This window comes from Massilia sp. (assembly GCF_031995545.1).
Lineage (GTDB): Bacteria > Pseudomonadota > Gammaproteobacteria > Burkholderiales > Burkholderiaceae_D > Telluria.
Window position 1 is genome coordinate 127926 of the sequence record NZ_DAMAGA010000010.1, and the last position, 24485, is coordinate 152410.

Sequence of the window (24485 nt, forward strand, 5' to 3'; positions counted from 1 at the left end):
TGCTGTCGGATGACGCGTCAGCTGGTAGTGCGGGCTGCTTACTTCTTCTTCGGATTGACAGCGGCCTTCAGGGTCGCGCCAGCCGAGAAGCGTGGCGACTTCGACGCAGCGATCTTGATCACTTCGCCGGTGGCCGGGTTGCGGCCCTTGCGCGCGGCGCGTTTGGTGATCGAGAAGGTGCCGAAACCGGTGATACCCACCGTGTCGCCCTTTTTCAGGCGCTCGGTGATGATGTCGATGATGGTGTTCACGGCGTCGCCAGCGGCAGCGCCGGACATCTCGGTGCGCTTCGCGAATTCTGCGATCAGTTCGCCTTTTTTCATAAATCCCTCCGGGGTTAAAAGAGCGGGAAGATTAGCATAAATATTGCTAAGTGTAATCTCGCTCCCAGAGGGAAATTTGAAAGGAAGCCTTATACGACGCCGGTTTCGAGCACCGGGGCACCGAGACGCTTGCGCAAGGCGGCGTTGATCAGGGTCTGGTAGCCGGTGCCGCAGCGCTCGGACAGCGAACGGAATTCGTCCAGCACTTCGTCGTCGAGATAGATCGTGATGCGGGTCTTGCGCTTCGGTGCGCGGGTGCGGCGTACAGGATGCGCTGCAACAGCGGCAGGGACGATGGTTGCAACCGGGGTAGGATCGATGTTCATGGCTTCTCCTTCAGGGCGACTTCGCTGGGACGAGGCTGCAGTACCGCAACCTTCTAGCGTCCACTATACGTATGCCTCTGCCAAGCCTGGCGGCAAAAGCGACAAGCTGCAGATTTCCGGGGATGAAACGCATACAGCCGCGCTGAACCGTGTGGCTGGCGGAATGGGCCTCGGTTAAGATGATGCGAAACTGACATCACGGAGTAATTCATGGCTGGAGCAAGTTTATTTACCTTGTTGGACGATATCGCGACCATCCTCGACGACGTGGCGGCGATGAGCAAGGTCGCCGCCAAGAAGACGGCGGGCGTGCTGGGCGACGACCTGGCACTGAATGCGCAGCAGGTGTCAGGCGTGAAAGCCGATCGCGAACTGCCGGTGGTGTGGGCGGTGGCCAAGGGCTCGATGAAGAACAAGGCGATCCTGGTGCCGGCGGCGCTGGCGATCTCGGCCTTCGTGCCGTGGCTGATCCAGCCGCTGCTGATGATCGGCGGCGCCTTCCTGTGCTACGAGGGCTTTGAAAAGCTGGCCCACAAATACCTGCACAGCGAGCAGGAAGAGGCGGCGCACAAGGCCGAGCACCGGGCGGCAGTGGCCAATCCGGCGGTCGACGTGTGCGCGCTGGAGCAGGAAAAGATCAAGGGCGCGGTGCGCACCGACTTCATCCTGTCGGCCGAGATCATCGTGATCTCGATCGGCACCATGAACGGCGAACCGTTCATCGAGCAGGCGGCGACGCTGGTGGCGGTGGCGATCCTGATGACGGTCGGCGTGTACGGCCTGGTGGGCGGCATCGTCAAGATGGACGACGTCGGCCTGTACCTGAGCCAGAAGGCCAACGGCCTGGCGCGCGCCATCGGCCGCGGCCTGCTGGCGGCGGCGCCGCGCCTGATGAAGATCCTGGCGGTGGTCGGCACCGCGGCCATGTTCATGGTCGGCGGCGGCATCATCGCGCACGCGATTCCGGCGGTGCATCACGTGTCGGAAAGCGTGGCGGCATCGGTGGCGGGCGTGCCGGCGATCGGCGGCGTGCTGGCGGCGATCGCGCCAACGCTGGTCGATGCGGTGGTCGGCGTGCTGGTGGGGGCGGCGGTGCTGGCGGTGGTGATGCTGGTGCAGAAGATGCGCGGCAAGAAGGGCGCCGCACACTGAAACGCGTCGGCGCCATGTCTGCTTGAATTCGGCCCGTCATTCCTGCCGCAGGAATGACGGGCCGATGCACATGGCAGCCAGCAAAACTCACTTCGGCGGCTGATCCTTGCGCGCCAGCAGCGCTCCCAGCGCCAGCCCGAGCGCCACGCCCCCATACACCACCGTCAGCGACTTCTTCGACAGCTTGCGCTCATACCCCGGCTGCAGCCGCTTGGGCGTCAGCTGATAGTCGGTGAATGCCGCCATGGCCGAAGTCGCCGTGGCCGCCACCAGCGTGGTCACCGGACTCTTCTTGTCCAGCACGCGTCCCAGCGTGTTCTCGAAAATGAAACCCCAGAACGTGGCGCTGGCGTGGTGGATCAGATAGCCGGGAATCGTGTAGCGCAGCGAAAAACCCTGGCGGCGGCTTGCCTTCTTACCGTGCACATAGTGGCTGACGGCATTGGTCGGCCCGAACGCGCTGCCGGTTTCCTTCTTGCCGGTGAGCGCCAGCGCCGCCGTCGAGACGATGCTGGACGCGGCGCCGGAGATGAGTGCGCGCTGTAATGCCGAATTTTCCATACAATCCTCTTTTACATGTTGTGAAGGAAGCACGGATGCGGATCTTGCTGACAGGCGCCAGCGGTTTCATCGGACAACACCTGTTGCAGGCACTGCTGGCCGAAGGCCACCACGTCGTGTGCGCGGTCAGGAAACCCGGCAGCAGCAGCGATCCACGCCTGAGCTACATCCATGCAGACTTCGCCAACGATACCGACAAATCCACGTGGCTGGCGCGCCTTAACCACATCGACGCCGTCATCAATGCGGTCGGTATCTTCAAGGAAAAAGGACGCCAGGATTTTGCTCGTCTGCACGTAGAAGCGCCGCGCGCCCTGTTCGCCGCCTGCGCCGAATCGCACGACGTGCAAAAGGTGATCCAGGTGTCCGCACTGGGCGCCGACCGCGACGCGCAAACGCCGTACCACCTGTCCAAGCGCGCCGCCGACGACTACCTGGCCGCGCTGCCGCTGCGTTCCTACATCGTCCAGCCGTCGCTGGTGTACGGCCGCGACGGCGCCAGCGCACGCGCCTTCCGCACCCTGGCCAGCATGCCGCTCACAGTGCGCTTCGGCACCGCGCCGCAGCTGGTGCAGCCGATCCACGTCGACGACGTGGTGGCGGCGATCGTCGGCCTGCTGCGGCACCGGCTGCCGATGCATCCCGGTAGCGGCAACCTCAACGGCACCTGCCTGCGCGTGCCGCTGGTCGGTCCTCAGGCAATGCCGTTCACCGACTACCTGGGCAAGCTGCGCGCCGCCATGGGCCTGGGGCGCCAGCGCGTATTGCCGCTGCCGGGACCGTTGGCGCGGCTGGCGGCCGGCATCGGCGGCCTGCTGCCCGGTTCGCTCCTGAACCGCGACACGCTGCGCATGCTCGAGCGCGACAACACGGCTGACGTCGGCCCTACCGCGCAGCTGATCGGCCACTTGCCGAGGCCGGTGGACCATTTCATCCAGGACCCGCTCAGCGAACGCGCCAGCGCCAAGCTCGGCTGGTTGCTGCCGGTCCTGCGCGGCAGCATCGCCCTGGTCTGGCTCCTGACCGCGCTGGTCTCGTTCGGCCTGTACCCGGTCGAGGACAGCTACGAGCTGCTGGGCCGCACCGGCATCCCGGCCGAGCTACAGCCGCTGATGCTGTACGGCGCGGCGACGCTCGACCTGCTGTTCGGCCTGGCCATCCTGTTCCTGGCGCGGCGGCGCTGGCTGTGGCTCGCACAATTGGGCCTGATCGGGTTTTATACGCTCGTGATAGCGTTCAAGCTGCCTGAATTTCTGTTGCATCCGTACGGACCGCTGACCAAGAACCTGCCGATGCTGGCGGCGATCTGGCTGCTGTATCAACTCGAGGAAAAATAGATGGCTGACCCTGTCGTCGATTACGTGGTGGTGAAATGGCTGCACATCGTGTCGTCGACGCTGCTGTTCGGCACCGGCATTGGTTCGGCCTGGTACATGCTGTTCGCCAGCATCAGCCGCGACGTGCGCGCCATCGCCGTGGTGACCCGGAACGTCGTCACCGCCGACTGGCTGTTCACCGCCACCACCGCCGTGCTGCAGCCCGCCACCGGCTTCTACATGATCCACCTGGCCGGCTATCCGCTGCACAGCCCCTGGATCATGTGGTCGATCGCGATCTACATCCTGGCCGGCGCCTGCTGGCTGCCGGTGGTGTGGCTGCAGATCCGCATGCGCGACCTGGCGGCGCAGGCGGTGCGCACTGACGCGCCATTGGCGCCGCAGTACTGGCGCTATTTCAAGATCTGGGTCGCGCTAGGGGTGCCGGCATTCGCCGCCTTCATCGTGATCTTCTGGCTGATGGTGGCCAAGCCGATGTAGGGCCACCCGGCATCCATCCACATTCTGTTGAAAGGAACACCGCATGCGGGCCTATCAAATCCTTCCCGGCGCAAACATCGACGGTTTGCAATGCATCGAGTATCCCGAGCGCGCGCTCGGCCTGGGCGAAGTGCGCATCCGCGTGCACGCCGTCTCGCTCAACTACCGCGACCTGATGGTCGCCAGCGGCAACTACCTGGTGACGGTGGACGACCCGATCATCCCGTGCTCGGACGGCGCCGGCGAAGTGCTGGCCGTGGGGCCGGGCGTGAGCCGGGTACAGGTCGGCGACCGCGTGGCCGGCTCGTTCTTCCCGCACTGGATCGACGGCGCGCCCACGCCGGACAAGGTGCGGCATGGCCTGGGCGGCGACATCGACGGCATGCTGGCCGAAGAAGTCATCCTGCACGAGGACGCGCTGGCGATCGTGCCACCGTCGCTGTCGTTTGTCGAGGCGGCCACCATGCCGTGCGCGGCGGTGACGGCGTGGAATGCGATCTTCGTGTCGAGCAACAACGTGAAGCCGGGCGACACCGTGCTGCTGCTGGGTACCGGCGGCGTGTCGATCCTGGGCCTGCAGCTGGCACGCGCGGCCGGGCTGCGCACCATCGTCACCTCGTCCAGCGACGAGAAACTGGCACGGGCGCGCGAACTGGGTGCGCACCACACGATCAACTACGCGACTATTCCCGAATGGCAGGATGAAGTGCTGCACCTGACCGGCAATCTGGGCGCCAGCGTGGTGCTGGAAGTGGGCGGCAAAGGAACGGTGAACCGCTCGGTGGCGTCGGCGGCGATGGGCGGCACGGTCGCCATCATCGGCGGCGTCAGCGGCTTCGGCGGCGAGGTCAATCCGGCCACGCTGCTGTCGAGTGCCAAGCGCATGGTCGGCATCTATGTCGGCAGCCGCAGCATGCTGGAAGACGTGATGCGCTTCGCCGACGTGGCCGGGGTCAAGCCAGCGATCGACCGTGTGTTCCCGTTCGGGCAGGCGCAGGAAGCGTACCGTTACATGGCGTCGGGCGCACACTTCGGCAAGGTCGTGATCGACGTCACGGCGAGGTGATCAGCGCCGCAGCTTCGGCACCAGTTCGATCTCGAACAGCTTGGGCCACAGCTTGCCGGTGACGAACAGGCGCTTGCCCTTGCTGTCCCAGGCGATGCCGTTCAGGACGGCATCGACCTCACGCGTGCCGCGCTGATCCGGCGGCAGCAGGCCGGTCAGGTCGATCACCCCCAGCACCTTGCCGCTGTCGGGATCGATACGGGCGATCAGCTCGCTGCCCCAGATGTTCGAATACAGTTCGCCATCGACCATTTCCAGCTCGTTCAGGCGGTCCACCGGGCGGCCTTCGGCCGTCACCTGCACCCGGCGCAGTTCCTTCATCGTCTTCGGATCGAGGATGCGGATGAAGGAGCTGCCGTCGCTCATGTATAGATTTTTCGTATCGCCCGCCAGGCCCCAGCCTTCGCCCTCGTACTTGAAGCTCTGCTTGAGCTTGAAGGTCTTGAGATCGAACACGTAGCCGACCTGCGAGGTCCAGGTCAGGCCGACCAGGTTATTGCCCACCGGCGTCGAGCCTTCGCCGAACACGTCGGCCGGCAGATCGGCCTTCTGCAGCACCTTGCCGGTCTTGAGTTCCACCTTGCGGATCGTCGATTGGCCGTACTGGCCGGTGCTTTCGTACAGGTGGCCGTCGCGGTAGAACAGGCCCTGGGTGAAGGCCTTCGGGTCGTGTGGATAGGTGTTCTTGACGATGAAACCGTATACCGGGAGCGCGGCCTGGGCGCTGCCGGCGATCGCGAGTGTGACGGCGAAGGTGGTGAACTGTTTGAGCATCTCGGTCGGATGAAAAGTGGCAAGAGACTGTAGCACGAAGGCCGGCGCCGCGCAGCCGCACCGCCGCGCGACCGCTGCGCGGCCGCCACGCGCAACGCAGGTGACGGCTCAGGCAGTGTGGCTTGCAGAGGCCATGCGCCGCATGCCGTTGACCCGGCGCACCCGCGCATGCAGCGCGTGTCCGATATCCAGGCGTAGCAGAATCACGATTGCCAGTGCCGCGCCCAGCACTGGCACGCCGAATGCCAGCGCCTTGAGTCCCAGCACCACCGCCGGCGGCTGGACCGCGCCCGGCAAATAGCCCAGCTGCCCGAGGACCCAGCCGATCGTCGCCAGTCCTGCCGCGCCGCCGGCCTTGAGCAGCACCAGGGTGAGGGCGAAGGCCACGGTTTCACGGCGCTCGCGGTAGCGGAACTCGGAGAAATCGACGATATCGGCCAGGATCCCCCAGGGCAGCATGGCCACGCCGGCCAGGCCGACACCGGCGACCGCCGCGCATGCCAGCAGCAGCGTGCGCTGCTCGCCGGCACAGGCAAACAGCACGATGCCGATGGCGGCCACGCCATGGCTCAGCGCCAACAGGGTGGTCTTGTCATGGCGCCGCACCAGAGCGATCCACAAGATGGCGCCGGCGATGCCGCTCAGGGCGAGCATCAGCAGCACCCGACCGGCGAAGCCGGCATCGTGCAGCACATAGGTGCACAGGTAGAGCAGGGTTTTGGCGAACATCGGCAGTGCGAAACCGGTCACCATGGCCACCACGGCAAATGCGCCGAACAACCGGTCGGGCTTCGGTCGCCAGCCGATGGCCGTGGCCTGGCGCGGGGCTGGACCATGCACCCGGCCGGCACCCTGCGCCGACCATGCAGCGATCAGGAGAGTGGTGCAAAACAGCAGGCCGGCGCCGGCGCCCAGCCACGCCATGCGCAGCGGGGCCGCATGCGCTGCCGAGGCATTCACCGATGGCGCGACGACGGTGGCGACGACGATGCTGGCGGCGGCGCTGAACAGGGTGCGGTAGCCGGAAGCGCGGCCGCGCGCGTGGCTGTCCTGCGTTACCCGCGCCAGCAGGCTGTTGTGCGGCACGTCGATCAGGGCGTAGCTGGCGCGCAGTACCAGCAACAAGGCCGCGACAAGGGCGAAATCGGCCGCCTGCAGCAGCGGCAGCATGTACAGCGCGCCGAAGGCCAGAGCGCACGGCAGCACGCACAGGGCGATCAGGCGCGGGTAGCCGATGCCGCGCCGGTCGGCATGCGCGGCCAGCATGCCGGCGCCGATGTCGAACGCCAGGTCGCCCAGGAACACGATCAGCATCAGCAGGCTGACGTCGCGCGCGGGCATGCCGACGATGTCGGTCAGCAAAAATAGCAGGGTAAGGTCGATGCTTCCGAGGAAGATCGCCTTACCGAAGTTACCCGATGCATAGCCGACCACGTAACGGTCTTCGTCGAGCTGGGCAGCACATGCGCGGTAGTCTGGCATCCCGCCAGGATAGCCGCCACCGATGACAGCTTGATGTCAGCCGCGGCTAGCCCGCCACCAGCGTCGTCGCCGCATGGATCGGCAGCAGCGCGGCCCCCAGCGCGATGGCGCTTCCGCCCAGCGCCGAGATGCGGATTCGTCCGGGCCGCTCGGCCGGCCAGCACAAGGACATGGCGTTCAGACGTTCGGCCAGGCGCGCCACCACCGAGGCCGGCAAGGGACTGGAAAACACGATGTCTTCCGGATCGAACCAGGCGATCGCGCTGTTGACCAGCACCTCCAGCTGGCCGGCGGCGCGGTCGAGCCAACCCTCGACCACTGTTTCGAAACCGGCCGTCAGTTCGTCGAAGCGGGCCACCGATTCGATACGGCAGCCGGCGTCCGCCAGCACCGACAGCAGGTCGAGCGTGCTCGGACGCGGCAGGTGGCCTGGATACAGCAGCCCGATTTCGCCGGCACCACCGAATCCGCCCTTGACCAGGCGCCCATCCTCGATCACGCCGGCGCCGATGCCATAGCCGAGCAGGATCACCACGACCGTGGACGCGGTGCGCCCGGCGCTGCTCAGGTAGTACTCGGCCAGCGCCGCCGAGTTGGCATCGTTTTCGAGCAGGACCGTGGTCGCGAGCGCGTCGCCCAGTATCGGGCCCAGCGCGACGTTATTCCACCCAGGCAGTTCTTTCACCGTATGCCAGGCATCGCCCTTGCGCGTGCGCGGCGCCCCCGGCAGGCCGACACCGATGCCGAAGAAGCGCTGGCCCAGCAGGCGGTGGCGCACGCTGAGCGTGTCCAGGTGGCCCTGCACGATCGCGGCGAATTCGGCCGGGCCGGGTGTCCCGATCTGTTCCTTGGCAAGTGCGATGATCTCGCCCGAGAAATCGACCAGGGCGATTTCCAGCACACCCTTGTGCACCGTCGCGCCGGCCGCGAAGCCGCCTTGCGCCGAAATGCCCAGCGGGATGGTGGGGCGGCCACGCGTCGGCATGTCGGTTGCCGGCCGCTCTTCGACCAGGCCCAGGCTGATCAGGTTATGCGACAGCTTGGTCAGTGCCGAGTTGCTTACCTGAAGCGACAGCGCCAGTTCGGTGCGCGGCAGCGGTCCCTTGGCACGCAAATGCCACAACAGGCGCTTTTCTTCTGACAGCAGATGCAGGCGTGCGGCTTTCAAGGTGCGGACCTTTCGATGGGATCGGAGCTTTTATATTTATTTTACGAGTAATAAATAATACGGTCAAAAAGGCCCAATAAGCTGAGCGGGTTCACTTTCATCCTTCAGGACTAGCTCATGATCAAGACAAGAATGACCCTGGCACTGCAGTGCGCGCTCGGCGCCCTCGCCATGTCCGGCGCCTGCGCCAACGCCCAGGAAGCCGGCGCAACCACTGCAGCGACCGCGTCGGCTGCAGGCCAGGACGCCGCAGCCGTCACCGATTCGCAGGTGGTGGTGGTCACCGGTTCGGCGCGGCCGCAGCGCCGCTTCGACGTGTCGTACGCGGTCAACTCGCTGTCGCAAGGCGACATCCTGAAACTGGCCCCCCTGAACATGGCCGACCTGCTGGGCAAGATGCCAGGCATCCAGGTCGAGGCCACCGGCGGCGAAGTACAGAACGTGACGCGCGTGCGCGGCATTCCTACCGATGACGGCTACGCCTTGTTCCAGCAGGACGGGCTGCCCTTGATGACCGAAATTAACGGCTTCTTCTTCCGCGGCGACAGCATGAACCGCTACGACCTGATGACCAGAAACGTGGAAATCGTGCGTGGCGGCCCGGCGCCGATCTATGCCAGCCAGGCCGCCGCCCTGGTCAACAATACCACCGTCACCGGTTCCGAGAAAACCATGGGCAAGGCGCGGGTCAGCGTCGGTACCACTGGCCTGAAACGCCTGGACGCCTATCAATCGGGCAAGCTCGACGACCGCACCTACTATGCCATCGGCGGCTTCATCCGCGAGGACGACGGCCATCGCGACAATGGCTTCCCCAACGACCGCGGCGGCCAGATCCGCGCCAACATCAAGCGCGTGACCGACAGCGGCACCTGGAAACTGAGCGCCAACTACCTGAACGACCACAACACCTTCTACCTGCCGATCCCGGTGTCGGACCCGCGCAATCCTGCCGTGTCGCTCGACCCCTACATCGATTATTTCAAGGGCACCATGAATTCGCCCGCGCTACGCAGCGTTCCGCAGCAATACCTGGACGGCGCAGGCCAACTGCAGACCGAAACGCGCGACCTGGCCAATGGCCGCCATCTCGAATTCGGCAACCTGGGACTGCAGTACGAAGGCGACCTGGGCGCCTGGCAGCTGTCGGCAAAGGCAGGCATGACCCGCGGCAAGCTCGATTTCGACGCCTTCTATTCGACCTCGAACCCGGCCGACGCCGCTGCTTTCGCCAACGGCTTCCTGCCCGCAGCCAGGACCGCCTTCGGCCCGGTCGCGCGCCTGGGCTATGCGGTTGCCGGCAGCAACGGGGCCCAGGCCTACGACCCGGCTGCGGATTCGGGCCTGGTAATGCAGGGCCAGTACCGCGCGCTGGGCGCCACCTTCTATTCGCACCAGGCCGATGTCAACCTGACGCGCACCTTCGAGTCCGCCCTCGGCAGCCACGACGTGAAGGGCGGCTTTTACGCCAGCGCCTACGGCACCACCAGCAAGTCGGTCTACAACGACATGCTGATCGAAGTGAAGGGACAGCCGCGCACCCTCGACCTGGTGGCGTATTCGGCCTCCGGCGCAGTGCTCGGCTCGGTTACCGACAACGGCGTGCTGCGCTATACCACGACGCTGAACCAGGGCGACGTCGAAGCGCGCATGGGAGCGCTGTACCTGAACGACACCTGGACCGTGAACGACCAGCTGCGCCTGGACGCCGGCGTGCGCACCGAGCGTTACCGCTACGACGGCTATGCGCTGCTGACCGCCCAGGCCAACCTGGGCGACGGCACCACCCTGGCCGACGACACCACGCGCCGCTTCACCGGCGCGCGCCAGGCGCACTTCCTCAAGCCGCGCACCACCAACTGGACGCTGGGCGCCAACTACGATTTCAGCGCGCGCCTGGGCGGCTACCTGCGCGTATCGCACCTGGAAGTGCCGCCGACGATGAACGTGGCCTCCTCGGTCGACCCGCTGGTGCTGACCACCAAGGCCGACCAGTACGAGGTCGGCATCAAGGCCACCCTGGGCCGCTCCTACCTGTACGTGACCGCCTTCCGCACCAACTTCGATCCGCTCAACGCCTCCTTCGTCGCCTTCAACCCGGTCACCGGCCGCAACGACCAGACCGTGCCGTTCTACGGCAAGGCCGTGGTGCAGGGCGCCGAGGCCGACGGCGCCTGGTATGTCACCGACCGCCTGGTGCTGAACGGCTCGCTGACCCTGCAAGAGCCCGAGTACCGCGACTTCGCCAGTGCCACCGGCGCCGATCCGTCGCGCATCATTGGCAACCAGCTGATTCGCCAGCCGAAAGTGTTCGGCAATATCCGCCCCAGCTACAGCTTCAGCGCCGGCGGCAACGACATCGACGTCTACGGCAGCATCGCCTACATGGGCAAGCGCTACGTCGACTTTTTCAACGCAACCGAGCTGCCTTCCTTCCACACCGTCGGTGCCGGCGTGACCGTGACGCGCGGCGACTGGCAATTCCAGCTCAGCGGCGACAACCTGAGCAACGAAAAAGGTCTTACCGAAGGCAATACCCGTACCGATGCGCTGGATGGCCAGGGCAACAGCGTGGCGATCTACGGCCGTCCGCTGTTCGGGCGCAGCGCACGCTTCTCGATCAGCAAGGCATGGTGAGCGCGATGATCAAGCATGTCACGCTCGCCGCGGCGTTCGCCGCGACTCTGGCCACGGCGCTTCCCCTGCGCGCCGCCCCGGTGGCCGACCGCCACTGGTCGCTGATGGCCGGGCGCATGTTCCCGCTGGTGTCCGCGCTCCAGTCCGAGCGCGCGCCCGGGCCACTGGCCGCGGTGCTGGAAGGGCGCCGCAAACGCATCGACGCCTGCGAACTGGCCCCCAAGTGCCTGCTGCTGGCATCGACCTGGACCGACACCGAGATGGATGCAGTGGCCGCTGCCGTGTCGGCCATGGGCAAGCCGGCGGGGCTCGCCGACGACGGTCCCCGGGCCCAGGTGGTGCGCGAGCTGCGCGGTCTGAATGCCGTGCTGCAGATCTACGGCTTCGGCAATCAGTCGCGCTATCCCATGATCGACGGCCCGGTCGAGAAGGTCGACGGCGCCGGCTTCAAGGCGCTGGTGGCCGATGCGATCTGGCTGGCTGACGCCGGCAGGAACGATCCGGCGGTACGGCTCGACCCCAGCATTGCCCTGGCCATCGCCCTGATCGACGCCAACGAACGGCGCGACGCGGTGCTGTTCGAGCCGCTCGACCAGGCCCACAACGCGGCACCGTTGGCACTGGCGCGCCAGACCGATTGGGGACGTTACCGCTATTCGGCGATCATCATCCCGGGCGTCGGCCCCGACAATCCGGCGCTCTCGATCAGTGCGCGCAGCAAGCTGCACCTGCAACTGGCCGCGCGCCGCTTCGCCCAAGGGGACGTGGCCTTCATCATCACCAGCGGCGCCGCCGTGCATCCCAAGGGATCGCAGTTCGTCGAGGCGGTCGAAATGCGCAAGACGCTGATCGAGCGGTTCGGGATTCCCGCCGAGCGCATCGTGATCGAGCCCTACGCGCGCCACACTACGACCAACCTGCGCAACGCCACCAGGCGATTGCATGCAATGGGCGCGCCATTGGACAAACCGACCCTGATCGTCGCCAACTCCAGTCAGAGCCGCTACATCTCGAGCCCCGAGTTTGCCGCCCGCAACCCGGCCGAGCTGGGCTACGATCCAGGCACTGTCGGACAGCGCCATTCGCCCTACGAGGTCGAATTCACGCCGTCGCTGCGATCGCTGCGCGTCGACCCCTGGGATCCGCTGGATCCTTGAACGGCGGTGCCCAGCCGCTCAGACATAGGCCAGCAGGCGCCCGCAGGCGATTACGCCGATCCACAGCAGCAGCGACACGCCCGCATGCAGCCGCGCCGATGCCGGCGGTGCCGCGCCCCAGTGCTGCGCGCGGCGCCACGGGCCGGCGTGGAAGGCCAGGGCATTGAGGCCCGCCGCCGCGATCAGCGCCAGCTTGAGCACGAACACGCGGTTGTCCAGCAGCTCGGGCTGGGTCGAGAACATCAGCAGGCCGCTGGGCACGATCAGCAGCAGGGCGAGCCACGACCATAGCAGCAGGTGGCGCGCCAGATCTCGTACCGGCAATGTGCGGCCCAGGCCGAGCAGGCGCAGGTCGAACATCGCCACCGCGCCCACCAGCACGCTGAAACCGACGATGTGGACGATCTCGACGACCGGGTACAACCACGGATCGTCGCGCATGGCCTGCGCCACTGCGGTGGATACGGCCCACGCGGCAGCGTCGTGCAGCAGGCTCAGCGCAGCTCCGTGACCTTGTCGCCGACCGTGATGCGCTCGGCGCGCAGCTCATCGGGCTTGCTGCGGTTGGGATAGCCATAGACGCTGGCCTTGCCGCCGGGCGCCAGCATGGTCTTGGCCAGGCCGCGGTTTTCCATGCGTCCGGGCGGGGCCAGCACCACCAGCCAGGTCTTGTCCGCCGTTTTCAGGCGCACGTAGCCGTGCGGTTGCTGGTAACCGGACTCTTCGATGGTGCCGGACAGCTGCAGCGGCTTGGAGGCGTCGTACTCGCTCCAGCCGTGGTGGGCCAGGGCGCCCGTGGTCACCAGGGTGGCGGCCAGGATGGAAAGGGACAGCATGCGCTTCATGATCTGCTCCAGGTGAAGAAATCGGCGACGAATGCGATACTCAGCTTATCGCGCCGCGCGCCGGACCGTCGCACGGCTCACCGTCTCCACCCTGTCCAGGAAGCAGCCACATGCCCAGCTACCGCAGCGCCACGTCCGCCGACCTCGATGCCTGCTGGGCGCTGCGCACGCGCGCGCTGCAAATCGGCTGCGCCGCACACTATCCGGCAGAGACGCTCGCGGTACTGTGCGCCAGCCCGCCGCCGCCGTCGATGCCCGGCCTGCTCGCGGCCGGCGCCGCCATCGTCGCCGAAGAAGACGGCTATCCGGTCGGCTACGCGGTGCTCGACGGCGCCAGCGGCGAAGTCGAGGCGGTATTCGTGGCGCCGGAGTGGCAGGGACGCGGCATCGGCCTGCAGCTGCTGGCGCGGCTGGAAGCGCTGGCAGCCGGGCGCAAGCTGCCGCGCCTGTTCCTGTCGGCCTCGCTCAACGCGGTGCCGGTCTATGAGCGTGCCGGCTTCGCGCGGGTACGTGAAGAGCTGCACCCGCATCGCAGCGGTATCGCCCTCGCGTCGGTCTTCATGGAGAAGCAGCTGACCCGGGGCAGCTCAGGTTTCAATGCGTCGAAATTGGATTCGCCGCCAGATAGGCGTTGAACTCATTGACCCACTTGTGCTCGTTCGGGCCGGCGTTGTTGCGCATCGGCTGGGCCGATTCGACCACTACTTCTTCCTTGTCGCCCGCCAGGCCGGCCATGGTCTGCGCGATGAAGGCGTCCAGCGGCATGGCACGCGGGTCGTCGCCCTTCTTGATCAGGTCGGTGTTCACCCATGGCGGGGCGATTTCCTGCAGCCGCACCGAGGTGTCGCGCAGCATGAAGCGCTGCGACAGCGTGTACGAGTGCAGGGCGGCCTTGGTGGCCGAATACACCGCGGTTTGCGCCAGCGGCGTGTAGGCCAGCACCGAGGTGTTGTTGACGATGGTGGCGCGCGGCTGGGCTTTCAGGTGCTCGATCAGGGCCGAAGTGAGGCGGATCGGGCCGAGCAGGTTGGTGGTGACGGTCGACAGCATGGTGGCTTCGTCGATCGCACCGGCGGCATCGTCGAACGGCATGATGCCGGCGTTGTTGATCAGTACGTTCAGGGTCGGGAAGTCGCGGATCAGCTGGGCGGCGGCCTGCTTGATGCTATCCGGGTCGGCGATGTCGAGTTCGACGGCGTGCATGCCGGGATTGGCCTTCACCACGTCGTCGAGCAGGGCCTTGCGGCGGCCGGCGACGATCACGGTATTGCCCAGCTTGTGGAAGGCTTGTGCCAGGCCACGGCCGATGCCCGAAGTGCCGCCGGTGATGAGGATGGTGTTGTCGGTCATTTGCATGATGCTCTCCTTGGGTTCGTGGTGCCTTGTCGATGTGAACAGTCTACGGAGGCAGGGCATGGCTTGTTGGTCGTATTTCCCTCGTTTTAAGACATCATGAACGTGGCTGGAAATACATGTATCGGGTGCAAGGCGGGCATTTTTCGGCCGTTGTAATCAATAGTTTCATGCAAAGTGCATGAATTCACAACAAAAGAAACAAACGAAATATATGAAATAAACAGAATAAAAGATATAAACGAATAATCCGGCAAAGGCGCCGGGAACGGAAACGGCGTGCATTGCTGCACGCCGTGGCTGGATTCGTTCGCCATCATGGTCGATGGCGGCCGGATCAGATGAAGGTGAAGGTCGCCTCTTGCGACAGGCGCGACTTCGGCAGCGCCTTGTTGAAGTCGGCCTGCGACGAGTAGCCAAGGCTCAGCAGCACCAGGCTGGCCAGCCCCTTTTCATTGAGGCCGAATTCGGCATCCAGGATCTGCTGGTCGAAGCCTTCCATCGGCGTGGCATCGATCTCCAGCGCCGACGCGCCCAGCATCGCGGTGCCGAGTGCCAGGTAGACCTGCTTCTCGAGCCACTGCGCCACGTCCTTGCCGCCGAAGCGGTGCTGCCTGACGTAACCGCGGCGCGCCGCGTCCTGGCCGGCGCGCGCAGCGTCGTCGCGGAAGCGGCCGTCGCGCGCTTCCTGTTCCAGCAGCGCGTTCAGGTGTGCGTCGTCCATGTCGATGCGCGAGCACAGCACGATCACGTGCGAGGCGTCGTTGATCTTGGCCGCGTTGTAGGCATAGCCGCCCTGCGCCGCCTTGGCGACGCGCGCCCGGCCTTCCGGCGTGTTGGCGACGATGAAGTGCCACGGTTGCGAGTTGACCGACGACGGGCTGTTGCGCAGCAGGTCGTACACCTGCTGCATCACTTCCTCGGGGATGCGGCGCTCGGCATCGTAGGCTTTGGCGGTGTGGCGCTTCTTGGCGGCCGACAGAATATCCATGCTGGTCCTTTCAGGTTGTTAGAGGTCGGATGCAATCTTCGATGTTAAGCGATCCCGGCCTTATTCGTACTCGAGCACGATTTTGCCGTGGGCGCGGCCGCTTTCGATCAGCGCGTGCACGCGGCGCAGGTTCTCGGCGTTCAGCGCGCCGGCATGCTCGCTCAGCGTGCTCTTCAGCGTGCCGGCCTCGATCATCCCGGCTACGCGGTTGAGCAAGTGGTGCTGGGCCACCATGTCGGCGGTCTGGTACATCGAGCGCGTGAACATCAGTTCCCAGTGCAGCGAGATCGACTTGCGCTTGAGCGGCACCACGTCCAGCGTTGCGGGGTCGTCGATCAGCGCCAGCTGGCCTTGCGGCGCCAGCACCTCGACGATCTGCGCAAAGTGCTGGTCGGTGTGGGTCAGGCTGATCACGATGTCGACGTTGTCGAAGCCCAGCGCCTTCAACTGCGGCTGCAGCGGCTGCGTGTGGTCGACCGTATGATGCGCGCCCAGCTCGCGCACCCAGTCGCGGGTGACGTCGCGCGAGGCGGTGCCGATGATGGTGAGGCCCGTCAGTGTGCGCGCCAGCTGCACCAGGATCGAGCCGACGCCGCCACCGGCGCCGATCACCAGCAGCGATTTACCGGCGCCGCCATGTTCTTCCACGCGAAGGCGGTCGAACAGCAGTTCCCATGCGGTGATCGAGGTCAGGGGCAGGGCCGCCGCCTCGGCGAAACCGAGACTGGCCGGCTTGCGCCCGACGATGCGCTCGTCCACGGTCTGATACTCGCTGTTCGAGCCGGGACGGGTCAGGTCGCCCGCATAGAACACTTCGTCGCCCGGCGCGAACAGCGTCACCTCGCTGCCCACGGCGCGCACGATGCCGCTGGCGTCCCAGCCCAGCACGCGCGGCTCGGTCACCGCCACGCCGCGCCGGATCTTGGTGTCGACCGGATTGACCGACACCGCGCGCACTTCGACCAAGAGGTCGTGCGGGCCGGCCAGCGGCATCGGCAGGTCGATCTCGGCCAGCGCCTTGGGGTCGTCGATCGGCAAACCGTGTTGCGTATACACTATCGCTTTCATCATTTTCTCCTGAACGTATGCGTGAATTGAGTCTGGCGACGATTCTAGTGACCCGCGCCGCGCCGAAACAGCGCCACGGCAGAGTTTCACTTTCACGGCTGCGAAGAAAATGATCCGCCTCGACGACCTGGCGCTGTTCGTGCGCAGCGCCGCCCTGGGCAGCTTTTCGCAGGCCGCGCGCGAAGTCAACCTGCTGCCCGGCCAGGCCAGCGCCGCGATCCAGCGGCTCGAGCGCGAACTCGACATCCGCCTGTTCGCGCGCTCCACGCGCAGCCTGCGCCTGACCGAAGAAGGCAAACGCTACCTGCCGTTCGCCGAGGAAGCGCTGCAGGCGCTGCGCGCCGGCCACGAAGGCTTGCGCGGCCCCGGCACCGAACTCACCGGCACCCTGCAGATCGCGGCGCCGTCCGACTTCGGGCGCAACGTGCTGCTGCCGTGGATCGCCGAATTCCGCCATGACCATCCGAGCCTGGACATCCAGCTGCTGGTGTCGGACCAGGTGACCGACGTGTTCCGCGATCCGGTCGACATCGCGCTGCGCTACGGCCAGATCGACGACGCCAGCTTCATCGCGCTGCCGGTGGCGCCGGCCAACCGGCGCGTGCTGGTGGCCTCGCCCGATTACCTCGCGCGCCACGGCCGGCCGGCATCGCTCGACGCGCTGGCCGCGCACCGCTGTCTGGCCTACCGCCTGCGCGGCCGGGTCTACGACCGCTGGTGCTTCCCGACCGAGGATGGCGAGCGGCTGGTGCAGATCGCCGGCCCGCTGGTGAGCGACGATGCCGACGTGGTGCGGCGCTGGGCGCTGGCGGGCGAGGGCATCGCCTACAAATCCTGGCTCGACGTGTGCGGCGACGTGCTGGCCGGCCGGCTCGAAGTGCTGCTGCCCGCGGTTGAAGGCCAGAGCACGCCGCTCAACCTGGTGTGCCCACACCGCAAGCAGTTCTCGCCGGCGGTGAAGCTGCTGCATGCGCTGGTGAGCGCGCGCTGCGCACCGCTGCTGGAGCAGCTGGCCGGCTTGTCCCGGCTATGACACGCCATTGACGCGTTGCGCTCCGGCTGTGTTGAATGCCGTACATGAGAGCTCAGCATTAAAAGCTAGGATCACATTTTCGCACTCACCGATCCTGCCCATGACGCACCAAGTCGCCGACACCGCCTCTCTCGTTGCGCTGCGCGCCGGCCTGGCTGCGCATGCCCATGCCACTCCCGCCGCTCCCGCCGACACGCTGCGCGCGCTCGTGGCCAACGGCCTGGATCGCCTGCCGCTGCCCGGCCACGGCGCCACGCTCGAACGCTGGCGCGCGCTGGCCGCGGTCGGCGCCCGTGACCTGAGCCTGGCCAAGCTGTTCGAAGGGCATACCGATGCGCTGGCGATCCTGCACGAAGCCGGCGCGGTGCAGCTGGCTGCGGCAAAAGCGGCGTTGTGGGCCACCTGGTGCGCCGAGCCGCCCGATGCGCGTCTGCTGATGGCGAAAGGCGCGGGCGGCAAGCCGGTGCTGCGTGGACGCAAGGCCTGGTGCTCGGGCGCGCGCGACGTGTCGCATGCGGTGGTGAGCTGCTGGAGTCCCGATGGCGCGGCGCTGCTCGCCGCGGTCGACCTGCGCCAGCCCGGCGTGAGCGTCACGGACGATGGCTGGCATGCGGTCGGGATGGCGGCCACGCTCAGTGTCGACGTGCATTTCGACGACGTGCCTGCGACGCCGCTTGGCGGCCCCGATTTCTACGTGCAGCGCGCCGGCTTCTGGCACGGCGGCGCCGGCGTCGCGGCTTGCTGGTTCGGCGCCGCCACGCGCCTGGCCAATGCCTTGCGCGAACGATCGGGCGGACGCGCCGATCCGCATCGCCTGGCGCAGCTGGGTGAAGTCACGGTCGCGCTGCAGGGATGCGCCGCCATGCTGCGCGAAACGGCAAGCGCCATCGACCGGGCGCCGGACGACGACGCCATGCTGGCGGCGCTGTCGGTGCGACTTGGCGTGGAGGCGGGCGCCAACGTGGTCCTGAACGCGGTCGGCCGCGCGCTCGGCGCCGGTCCCTTGTGCAAGGATGCGGCGCTGGCGCGGATGTATGCCGACCTGCCGGTGTTCCTGCGCCAGAGCCACGCCGAACGCGATCAGCAGGCGGTGGGCAGCCTGGTCGCCACACAGGAGCGCGCGCCATGGACGCTGTGAACCGTTCGCGTCATATCTCCGGCAGCGGCCCGTCGGCCCAGGCCTGGGCCGGGGATGCGGCGCTGGCGGCGGTGCCGGCGATCGCGCTCGACGCCCTGGTGCCGCCAGGGTCGCGCGTGGTGGTGGTGGCGCCGCACCCGGACGACGAAATTCTCACCTGCGGCGCCCTGCTGCACCTGGTGGCGCAGCAGGGCGCTGCGCCCCTGGTCGTGGCGGTGACCGACGGCGAAGCCAGTCATCCCGGTTCGCAGGCATGGCCGCCCGAACGCCTGCGCCACGAGCGTGCTCGCGAAACCGAATCCGCCCTGGCCTGCCTCGGCATCGGCAGCGAGCGCGTGCAGCGGCTTGCCATTCCAGACGGCGGCGTGACGGCGGCCGAAGCCGGACTCACGCAGCGCCTGGCCGACATCCTGCAGCCGGGCGACGTGGTGATCACCACCTGGCGTTTCGACGGGCATCCTGATCACGAAGCCACCGCGCGCGCCTGCATCGAAGCCGCGCGGCGCAGCGGTGCACGCCTGCTGCAGGCGCCGGTGTGGGGCTGGCACTGGAGCGCGCCGGGCGATGGCGCGCTGCCGCTGGCGCAGGCGCGCAAGCTCTTGCTTCCGGCGGCTGCGCTGGCGCGCAAGCGCGCCGCCCTGGGGTGCTTCCACAGCCAGATCGAAGCCGATGCCGGCACCGGCGCGGCGCCGATCCTGCCCGCCTTCGCGATCGAGCGCGTGCTGCATCCGTTCGAACTGTACTTCATCGGAGCCGATCATGAGTGATTCCCACGGCCTGGCGCATTTCGAGACCCTGTATGCCGCCAGCGACGATCCCTGGGACGTGCGCGGCGCCTGGTACGAGCAGCGCAAGCGCGCCATCCTGTTGGCCAGCCTCGGCCAGCCGCACTACCGCAGCGCCTTCGAGCCGGGCTGCGGCAACGGCGAGATGAGCGCCGCGCTGGCGCAGCGCTGCGAGCAACTGCTGGCCTGCGACGGCGCCGCCAACGCCCTGCTGGCGGCGGCGCGCCGGCTGCCCGATGCCCACGAAGGCAGGGTGCGTTTCGAACAGCGCCGCCTGCCGCAGGAATGGCCGCGCGACCAGACCTTCGACCTGGTCGTCATCAGCGAACTGGCCTACTACTTCGATCCAGGCGTGGTCGCATCGATGCTGGCCGGCGCCCGCGCCGGCCTGGTCCCGGGCGGCGAACTGGTGCTGTGCCATTACCTGCGCGATTTCGACGACCGCGTCACGCCGACCGCCGAGGTGCACGCGATCGCCGCGCGCCTGCCCGGCATGCGCCGCACCGTACATCACCTGGACGAAGACTTCGTGCTGGATATCTGGCGCGCCGATGGAGAGCGGCCATGATCGGCGTCGCGATTCCCGCCCATAACGAGCAGGCCTGCCTCGACGCCTGCCTGCGCGCGCTGCTGGCGGCCTGCCTGCACCCGCAGCTGCAGGGCGAAGCGGTGGCGGTGTGCGTGGTACTCGATGCCTGCGACGACGGCTCGCATGCCATCGTGCGCCGTCATGCCGCCCTGTTCGCGGCCGCCGGCTGCACGCTCGAGGGCATCGAGATCCGCGCGCGCCAGGTCGGCGCCGCACGCGCGGCCGGCGCCCGTCAATTGCTGGCGCGCGGCGCACGCTGGCTCGCCTTTACCGATGCCGATACCCGCGTCTCGCCGCAATGGCTGGCGGCCCAGCTGGCGCTCGGCGTCGACGTGGTGTGCGGCTCGGTGGCGGTGGACGACTGGTCGCCGCATGGCGGCAACGCGGCGCCGCTGCGCGCCCACTTCGCCGGCCATTACCAGGACCGCGACGGCCACCGCCACATCCACGGCGCCAACCTGGGCGTGTGCGCGGCGGCCTACCAGGCGGCGGGCGGATTCGCCGCCGTGGCCTGCCACGAAGACGTGCTGCTGGTGCGCACGCTGGAAAGGATTGGGGCGCGTTTTGCCTGGAGCGCGCTGCCGCGCGTGTTCACCAGCGCCCGCGTCGATGCGCGCGCCAGGGGCGGCTTCGGCGACACGCTGCTGGCCATGACGGTCGGCCTGGAGGCGGCAGCGCTCTGAGACCTACATGACCAGCAGCGCCGCCAGCACCAGCATCATGGTGCCGGTCAGCGCCTCGATCACGCGCCAGACGGTGGGCCGCGCCAGCACCGAGGCGCAGCGGCGCGCACCCAGGCCGAGCGCCGTGAACCACAGCACCGAGGCGCTCATCGCGCCCAGCGCGAACGAGGTGCGGCTGCCTTCGGCCAGGCTGCTGCCGACCGCGCCCAGCAGCACCACGGTGTCCAGGTACACGTGCGGATTGAGCAGCGACAGCGCGATCACGGTCGCCAGCGCCGCGCCCAGCGTCTGCGCCTGGCCGCCGGCATCGAGTGCCAGCAGCGCGCCGCCGCGCAGGCTGCTCTTCCAGCAGCGCAGGCCATACCAGACCAGGAACACGGCGCCGCCGTAGCGCGCCAGCGCCAGCAGCACCGGCGAGGCCTCGACCAGCGCGCCCAGTCCACTCATGCCGAGCACGATCAGGATCACGTCGATGACGATGCACGCCGCCACCGTCGGCAGTACGTGCTGCCCGCGCACGGCGGTGCGCAGCACGTGCGCGTTCTGGGCGCCGATCGCCATGATCAGGCTGGCGCCAAGCCCGAGCCCCTGAAGAAAAACCTGATGCGAGAACATGCGCCCCTCCGTGGAAAGACGCCACTATCCCAGCGGATGGAGATATCTTCAATTATATTCATGATTATTCAGCCCACTTAAGCCGCGCTAATCCATGAAACTCGACCCGCGCCGCAGCGCCGCCTTTCTCGCCGCCGTCGATGCCGGCAGCCTGGAGCTGGCCGCCGCCCAACTGAAGATCACGCCATCCGCGGTGTCGCAGCGCATCTCGGCGCTGGAGCAGGACCTGGGCACGCCGCTGCTGGTACGCAGCCGTCCCTGCCGTCCGACCGTGCCCGGCACGCGCCTGCTGCAGTACCTGCGCCGTTCCAGCCTGCTGGAGTCGGAGTTCCTGAACGAGATGGGCATGGACAGCGGCCCGGCGCGGGTCACGCTGGCGGTCACCAATGACACGCTGGCTACCTGGCTGCTGCCGGTGCTGGGACCGATCCTGGAAGCCGAAGGCCTGCTGGCCGAATTCATCCTCGACGACCAGGGCCACACCTTCGCCCTGCTGGAGGCCGGCCAGGCGCTGGCCGGCATCTCCGGCGAGCCGGAGCCGATGCACGGCTGCAGCGCCAGCGCGCTGGGCGTGATGCGCTACCGCCTGGTGGCCTCGCCCGCGTTCCGCCAGCGCTGGTTTGCCGGCGGCATGACGCGCGAGGCGGCGCGCCATGCGCCAGTGATGGTCTTCAACCGCAAGGATGCGCTGCAATCGCACTTCCTGCTGCGCCACTTCGACCTGCCAGAGGGCGCTTATCCGTTCCACTACGTGCCGGCGAGCGACCCGTATGTGAATGCGATCCGCCTTGGCCTGGGCTACGGCCTGCTGCCGCAGGAGCAGTGCGGCGATTTGCTGGCGGACGGCGAACTGGTCGACCTGACGCCGCACCTGCACGTCGACGTGCCGCTGTACTGGCACGCCTGGCGCATCCAGCCGCCACGCCTGGAGCGCATGGGTGCGGCGCTGGTCAAGGCTGCGCGTGCGGTGCTGCTGCCGATTGGCGGGTAACAGCGGCGCGTGGCGCGGAGGGTAGCGCCACCGGCCAGCACTGCGCGCAGCCCCAGAAAATCTCCGGCATCAGGAACACCCACAGCATCGGCATGTCCGCAACCAGCATCGCCCAGCCGATCCAGACCGCGAAGATCAGGCGCGCGCCGGCATCGAAGCGTCCCAGGCGCAGGCTGGGTGCCCACAGGCGGCATGAGGTCCAGGTCAGCACCAGGGTGCCGAGCAGGGTGGCCAGCAGCAGGTGCACGGTCTGGAATGCCGGCAGCGGCGCCGCGCCGAACCAGACGTTCAGGCGCGAGAGCTGGGCATACAGCAGGGCGAAGGTCCAGGGCGTGGCGAACGGCAGGATCTGGACCATGTCATGGATGGCGCTGGCGCGGATCAGGCGCAGGTAGCTGGTGTGGGGCAGCGCGGGCAGGGGCATGATGGATCCTCGGTGGGCATGCCCGATGCTGGCACGATCCGGCACCGGCCGTCTTGCGCGCCAATGAAAAAACGGGCCAGCTGCTTGCGCAACCGGCCCGTTCAGCCTTGCGGCCGGGAGAGAGCTTTTACATCAAGACCCGATGCGGCCGCCGTCGTTCTTGGTGATGACCAGGGTCGCCGAACGCGGACGCTTGCCGGCGCCGTAACCGGCGTTGGCCGGCCACTGGCTGGTGTACTTCGACACGTCGCCGATGTTGGCGGCGGCGGTGGTTTCGCCCGGGTGCTGGATGTTGACGAACAGCGCCTTGCCGTCCGGGGTTTCGGTGATGCCGGTCAGTTCGCAGCCGACCGGGCCGACGAGGAAGCGCTTGAGCGTGTCGGCGCTGGCGGCCTTGCCGACAAAGGTATCGACAGAGAGGGTCGAGCCGTCGGTCTTCGGATAGCTCAGCGTGACTTTCTTGCCGTCGCCGACCTTGCCCGGCAGGCCGGCCACCATCATGCAGTTGGTGACGTCGGTGTAGGCGCCGTCGTCGGTCTGGAACCAGCAGATGCCGGTCGAGGTGCTGAAGGCCAGGCCGTCCGGGCTCGAGAAGTCCTGGTCGTTGGTGAGACCCGACAGGTTGATGCGCGAGGCATCGGCCGCGGCTTCGGCGCCGAACAGGTAGACGTCCCATGAGAAGCTGGTGGCGGTCGAACCGGCGGCGTCTTCCGCCACACGGATGATGTGGCCGTTCGAGTTGCCCAGCTGCGCGGTCGAGCCCTTCATGTCGGTGTACGAGCGCGGATTGGCGGCGTCCGGAGCGACCTGGCTCGAGCTGCTCGGCTCGACGCGGCGGTTGCTGTTGTTGGTCAGCGTGTAGTAGATCTCGCCGTTGGCCGGGTTCACCGCGCACCATTCCGGACGGTCCATCTTGGTCGCGCCGACGGCGTCGGCCGCCAGGCGGGCGTTGACCAGCACGTCGGCCTGGTCGGCGAACTTGTAGTTGGCGTAGGCGGCGATGGCGGCGTTGGCGATGTTCAGCTCGATCCACTGGCCCTTGCCGTCGGCGTTGAACCTGGCGACGTACAGCTTGCCGCTGTCGAGGTATTTGTCGCCGGTGGCGATGCGGTCGGCGGCGGTGGCGTCGGCCGCGTTCCAGACTGCGGTCGAGACGAACTTGTAGATGTATTCGCCGCGCGAATCGTCACCCATGTACACGGCCAGCGGCTGGCCGGCGACGAGTTTGCCGAACGAGGCGCTTTCGTGGGCGAAGCGGCCCAGCGCGGTGCGTTTTTTCAGCGGACGGGTCTTGTCGTAGGCGTCCATCTCGACGATGTAGCCTTCACCATTGAGTTCGTTGCGGTAGTCGTCGGTACCGTCGGTGGAGGTGCCTTTTTTGCTGATGTTCCAGCGCTGGTACTTGTCGTCGGCGCCGCCGGTTTCCCAGCCGTGGCGCGAGGCCGCGCCCTGCGACACGCCGTAGCGGTTGAGCGAGGTGACGCTCTTGTCGCCGCGCGCGGCGTTG

The 24485-nt window shown here is 67.2% G+C and carries 27 protein-coding genes; 13 read left to right on the forward strand and 14 right to left on the reverse strand.

Annotation, left to right across the window (positions count from 1 at the left end; translation table 11 throughout):
* Window positions 1-38: 38 nt before the first annotated feature.
* Together RTQ83_RS10100 and RTQ83_RS10105 are read right to left on the reverse strand one after the other, a co-directional pair.
* On the reverse strand, window positions 39-323 hold the full coding sequence (locus RTQ83_RS10100; protein WP_312513974.1) for an HU family DNA-binding protein: 285 nt from the start codon (window positions 321-323) through the stop codon (window positions 39-41).
* Window positions 324-412: 89 nt separating this feature from the next.
* On the reverse strand, window positions 413-649 hold the full coding sequence (locus RTQ83_RS10105) for a BrnA antitoxin family protein (protein ID WP_312513976.1): 237 nt from the start codon (window positions 647-649) through the stop codon (window positions 413-415).
* Between the two features lie 210 nt (window positions 650-859).
* Between RTQ83_RS10105 and RTQ83_RS10110 the strand changes: the two genes are divergently transcribed.
* Window positions 860-1801: a DUF808 domain-containing protein gene (locus RTQ83_RS10110; RefSeq protein WP_312513977.1), complete on the forward strand. Its 942-nt coding sequence runs from the start codon at window positions 860-862 to the stop codon at window positions 1799-1801.
* Between the two features lie 87 nt (window positions 1802-1888).
* Here the strand turns inward: RTQ83_RS10110 and RTQ83_RS10115 are convergent, their stop codons facing one another.
* On the reverse strand, window positions 1889-2362 hold the full coding sequence (locus tag RTQ83_RS10115; RefSeq protein ID WP_312513979.1) for a hypothetical protein: 474 nt from the start codon (window positions 2360-2362) through the stop codon (window positions 1889-1891).
* A 35-nt stretch (window positions 2363-2397) separates the two neighbouring features.
* Here RTQ83_RS10115 and RTQ83_RS10120 point away from each other — a divergent pair, with 35 nt between their 5' ends.
* From RTQ83_RS10120 to RTQ83_RS10130, 3 genes are read left to right on the forward strand one after another with little or no spacing between them, the layout of a single operon-like run.
* Window positions 2398-3699, forward strand: a complete 1302-nt coding sequence (locus RTQ83_RS10120) for an SDR family oxidoreductase (RefSeq protein WP_312513981.1) — start codon at window positions 2398-2400, stop codon at window positions 3697-3699.
* Window positions 3700-4179: a DUF2269 domain-containing protein gene (locus tag RTQ83_RS10125; RefSeq protein WP_312513983.1), complete on the forward strand. Its 480-nt coding sequence runs from the start codon at window positions 3700-3702 to the stop codon at window positions 4177-4179.
* Window positions 4180-4222: 43 nt separating this feature from the next.
* Window positions 4223-5245 carry an NAD(P)-dependent alcohol dehydrogenase gene (locus tag RTQ83_RS10130; protein WP_312513985.1) on the forward strand — a complete coding sequence of 341 codons (1023 nt, stop codon included), beginning with the start codon at window positions 4223-4225 and terminating at the stop codon, window positions 5243-5245.
* Here the strand turns inward: RTQ83_RS10130 and RTQ83_RS10135 are convergent, their stop codons facing one another.
* The 3 genes from RTQ83_RS10135 to RTQ83_RS10145 all read right to left on the reverse strand — a co-directional run bounded on the left by RTQ83_RS10135 (window position 5246) and on the right by RTQ83_RS10145 (window position 8669).
* Window positions 5246-6055: a glutaminyl-peptide cyclotransferase gene (locus RTQ83_RS10135; RefSeq protein ID WP_312513986.1), complete on the reverse strand. Its 810-nt coding sequence runs from the start codon at window positions 6053-6055 to the stop codon at window positions 5246-5248.
* A 72-nt stretch (window positions 6056-6127) separates the two neighbouring features.
* On the reverse strand, window positions 6128-7501 hold the full coding sequence (locus RTQ83_RS10140; RefSeq protein ID WP_312513988.1) for an MFS transporter: 1374 nt from the start codon (window positions 7499-7501) through the stop codon (window positions 6128-6130).
* 46 nt (window positions 7502-7547) lie between these two features.
* The gene (locus RTQ83_RS10145) at window positions 7548-8669 is read right to left on the reverse strand and encodes an ROK family protein (RefSeq protein ID WP_312513990.1); all 1122 of its coding nucleotides are present in this window, start codon (window positions 8667-8669) and stop codon (window positions 7548-7550) included.
* Window positions 8670-8786: 117 nt separating this feature from the next.
* Between RTQ83_RS10145 and RTQ83_RS10150 the strand changes: the two genes are divergently transcribed.
* Window positions 8787-11306 (forward strand): TonB-dependent receptor domain-containing protein, encoded by a 2520-nt coding sequence (locus RTQ83_RS10150; RefSeq protein WP_312513992.1) that lies wholly within the window; start codon window positions 8787-8789, stop codon window positions 11304-11306.
* A gap of 5 nt (window positions 11307-11311) precedes the next feature.
* Window positions 11312-12463, forward strand: coding sequence for a YdcF family protein (locus tag RTQ83_RS10155; RefSeq protein ID WP_312513994.1), 1152 nt, complete (start codon window positions 11312-11314; stop codon window positions 12461-12463).
* Between the two features lie 18 nt (window positions 12464-12481).
* Here RTQ83_RS10155 and RTQ83_RS10160 read toward each other — a convergent pair whose 3' ends face one another.
* Entirely contained in the window at window positions 12482-12904 is a 423-nt protein-coding gene (locus RTQ83_RS10160) for a DUF6644 family protein (RefSeq protein ID WP_312513996.1), read from the reverse strand.
* A gap of 53 nt (window positions 12905-12957) precedes the next feature.
* Window positions 12958-13308: a DUF6152 family protein gene (locus RTQ83_RS10165; protein WP_312513998.1), complete on the reverse strand. Its 351-nt coding sequence runs from the start codon at window positions 13306-13308 to the stop codon at window positions 12958-12960.
* 110 nt (window positions 13309-13418) lie between these two features.
* Here RTQ83_RS10165 and RTQ83_RS10170 point away from each other — a divergent pair, with 110 nt between their 5' ends.
* A complete protein-coding gene (locus tag RTQ83_RS10170; RefSeq protein WP_312514000.1) occupies window positions 13419-13943 on the forward strand; it encodes a GNAT family N-acetyltransferase in 525 nt (174 codons plus the stop codon).
* On the opposite strand, the gene RTQ83_RS10175 is transcribed toward RTQ83_RS10170, so the two are convergent.
* The 3 genes from RTQ83_RS10175 to RTQ83_RS10185 all read right to left on the reverse strand — a co-directional run bounded on the left by RTQ83_RS10175 (window position 13903) and on the right by RTQ83_RS10185 (window position 16720).
* A complete protein-coding gene (locus RTQ83_RS10175; protein ID WP_312514002.1) occupies window positions 13903-14664 on the reverse strand; it encodes an SDR family NAD(P)-dependent oxidoreductase in 762 nt (253 codons plus the stop codon). The two genes, RTQ83_RS10170 and RTQ83_RS10175, sit on opposite strands and share 41 nt — an antisense overlap.
* Window positions 14665-14998: 334 nt before the next feature.
* Window positions 14999-15652, reverse strand: a complete 654-nt coding sequence (gene nfsB / locus RTQ83_RS10180) for an oxygen-insensitive NAD(P)H nitroreductase (protein ID WP_312514004.1) — start codon at window positions 15650-15652, stop codon at window positions 14999-15001.
* Between the two features lie 60 nt (window positions 15653-15712).
* Complete coding sequence (locus tag RTQ83_RS10185) at window positions 15713-16720, reverse strand: zinc-binding alcohol dehydrogenase family protein (RefSeq protein WP_312514028.1); 1008 nt, start codon at window positions 16718-16720, stop codon at window positions 15713-15715.
* 109 nt (window positions 16721-16829) lie between these two features.
* Here RTQ83_RS10185 and RTQ83_RS10190 point away from each other — a divergent pair, with 109 nt between their 5' ends.
* The 5 genes from RTQ83_RS10190 to RTQ83_RS10210 all read left to right on the forward strand — a co-directional run bounded on the left by RTQ83_RS10190 (window position 16830) and on the right by RTQ83_RS10210 (window position 20948).
* Entirely contained in the window at window positions 16830-17753 is a 924-nt protein-coding gene (locus RTQ83_RS10190; protein WP_312514006.1) for a LysR family transcriptional regulator, read from the forward strand.
* A gap of 100 nt (window positions 17754-17853) precedes the next feature.
* A complete protein-coding gene (locus RTQ83_RS10195; protein ID WP_312514008.1) occupies window positions 17854-18891 on the forward strand; it encodes an acyl-CoA dehydrogenase family protein in 1038 nt (345 codons plus the stop codon).
* The gene (locus RTQ83_RS10200; protein WP_312514010.1) at window positions 18879-19658 is read left to right on the forward strand and encodes a PIG-L family deacetylase; all 780 of its coding nucleotides are present in this window, start codon (window positions 18879-18881) and stop codon (window positions 19656-19658) included. Before RTQ83_RS10195 ends, RTQ83_RS10200 begins: the two co-directional genes overlap by 13 nt.
* Window positions 19651-20244: a class I SAM-dependent methyltransferase gene (locus RTQ83_RS10205; protein ID WP_312514012.1), complete on the forward strand. Its 594-nt coding sequence runs from the start codon at window positions 19651-19653 to the stop codon at window positions 20242-20244. Before RTQ83_RS10200 ends, RTQ83_RS10205 begins: the two co-directional genes overlap by 8 nt.
* The gene (locus tag RTQ83_RS10210) at window positions 20241-20948 is read left to right on the forward strand and encodes a glycosyltransferase (RefSeq protein ID WP_312514014.1); all 708 of its coding nucleotides are present in this window, start codon (window positions 20241-20243) and stop codon (window positions 20946-20948) included. The genes RTQ83_RS10205 and RTQ83_RS10210 overlap by 4 nt, the downstream gene beginning before the upstream one ends.
* A 3-nt stretch (window positions 20949-20951) precedes the next feature.
* On the opposite strand, the gene RTQ83_RS10215 is transcribed toward RTQ83_RS10210, so the two are convergent.
* Complete coding sequence (locus RTQ83_RS10215; protein ID WP_312514016.1) at window positions 20952-21563, reverse strand: LysE/ArgO family amino acid transporter; 612 nt, start codon at window positions 21561-21563, stop codon at window positions 20952-20954.
* A 94-nt stretch (window positions 21564-21657) separates the two neighbouring features.
* On the opposite strand from RTQ83_RS10215, the gene RTQ83_RS10220 reads away from it, so the two are divergent.
* The gene (locus RTQ83_RS10220) at window positions 21658-22554 is read left to right on the forward strand and encodes a LysR family transcriptional regulator ArgP (RefSeq protein ID WP_312514018.1); all 897 of its coding nucleotides are present in this window, start codon (window positions 21658-21660) and stop codon (window positions 22552-22554) included.
* Here the strand turns inward: RTQ83_RS10220 and RTQ83_RS10225 are convergent.
* Window positions 22514-22978 (reverse strand): hypothetical protein, encoded by a 465-nt coding sequence (locus RTQ83_RS10225; RefSeq protein ID WP_312514020.1) that lies wholly within the window; start codon window positions 22976-22978, stop codon window positions 22514-22516. The two genes, RTQ83_RS10220 and RTQ83_RS10225, sit on opposite strands and share 41 nt — an antisense overlap.
* Before the next feature lie 132 nt (window positions 22979-23110).
* Window positions 23111-24485: alkaline phosphatase PhoX (locus RTQ83_RS10230; RefSeq protein ID WP_312514022.1), on the reverse strand; the 1375-nt coding region annotated here is incomplete at its 5' end.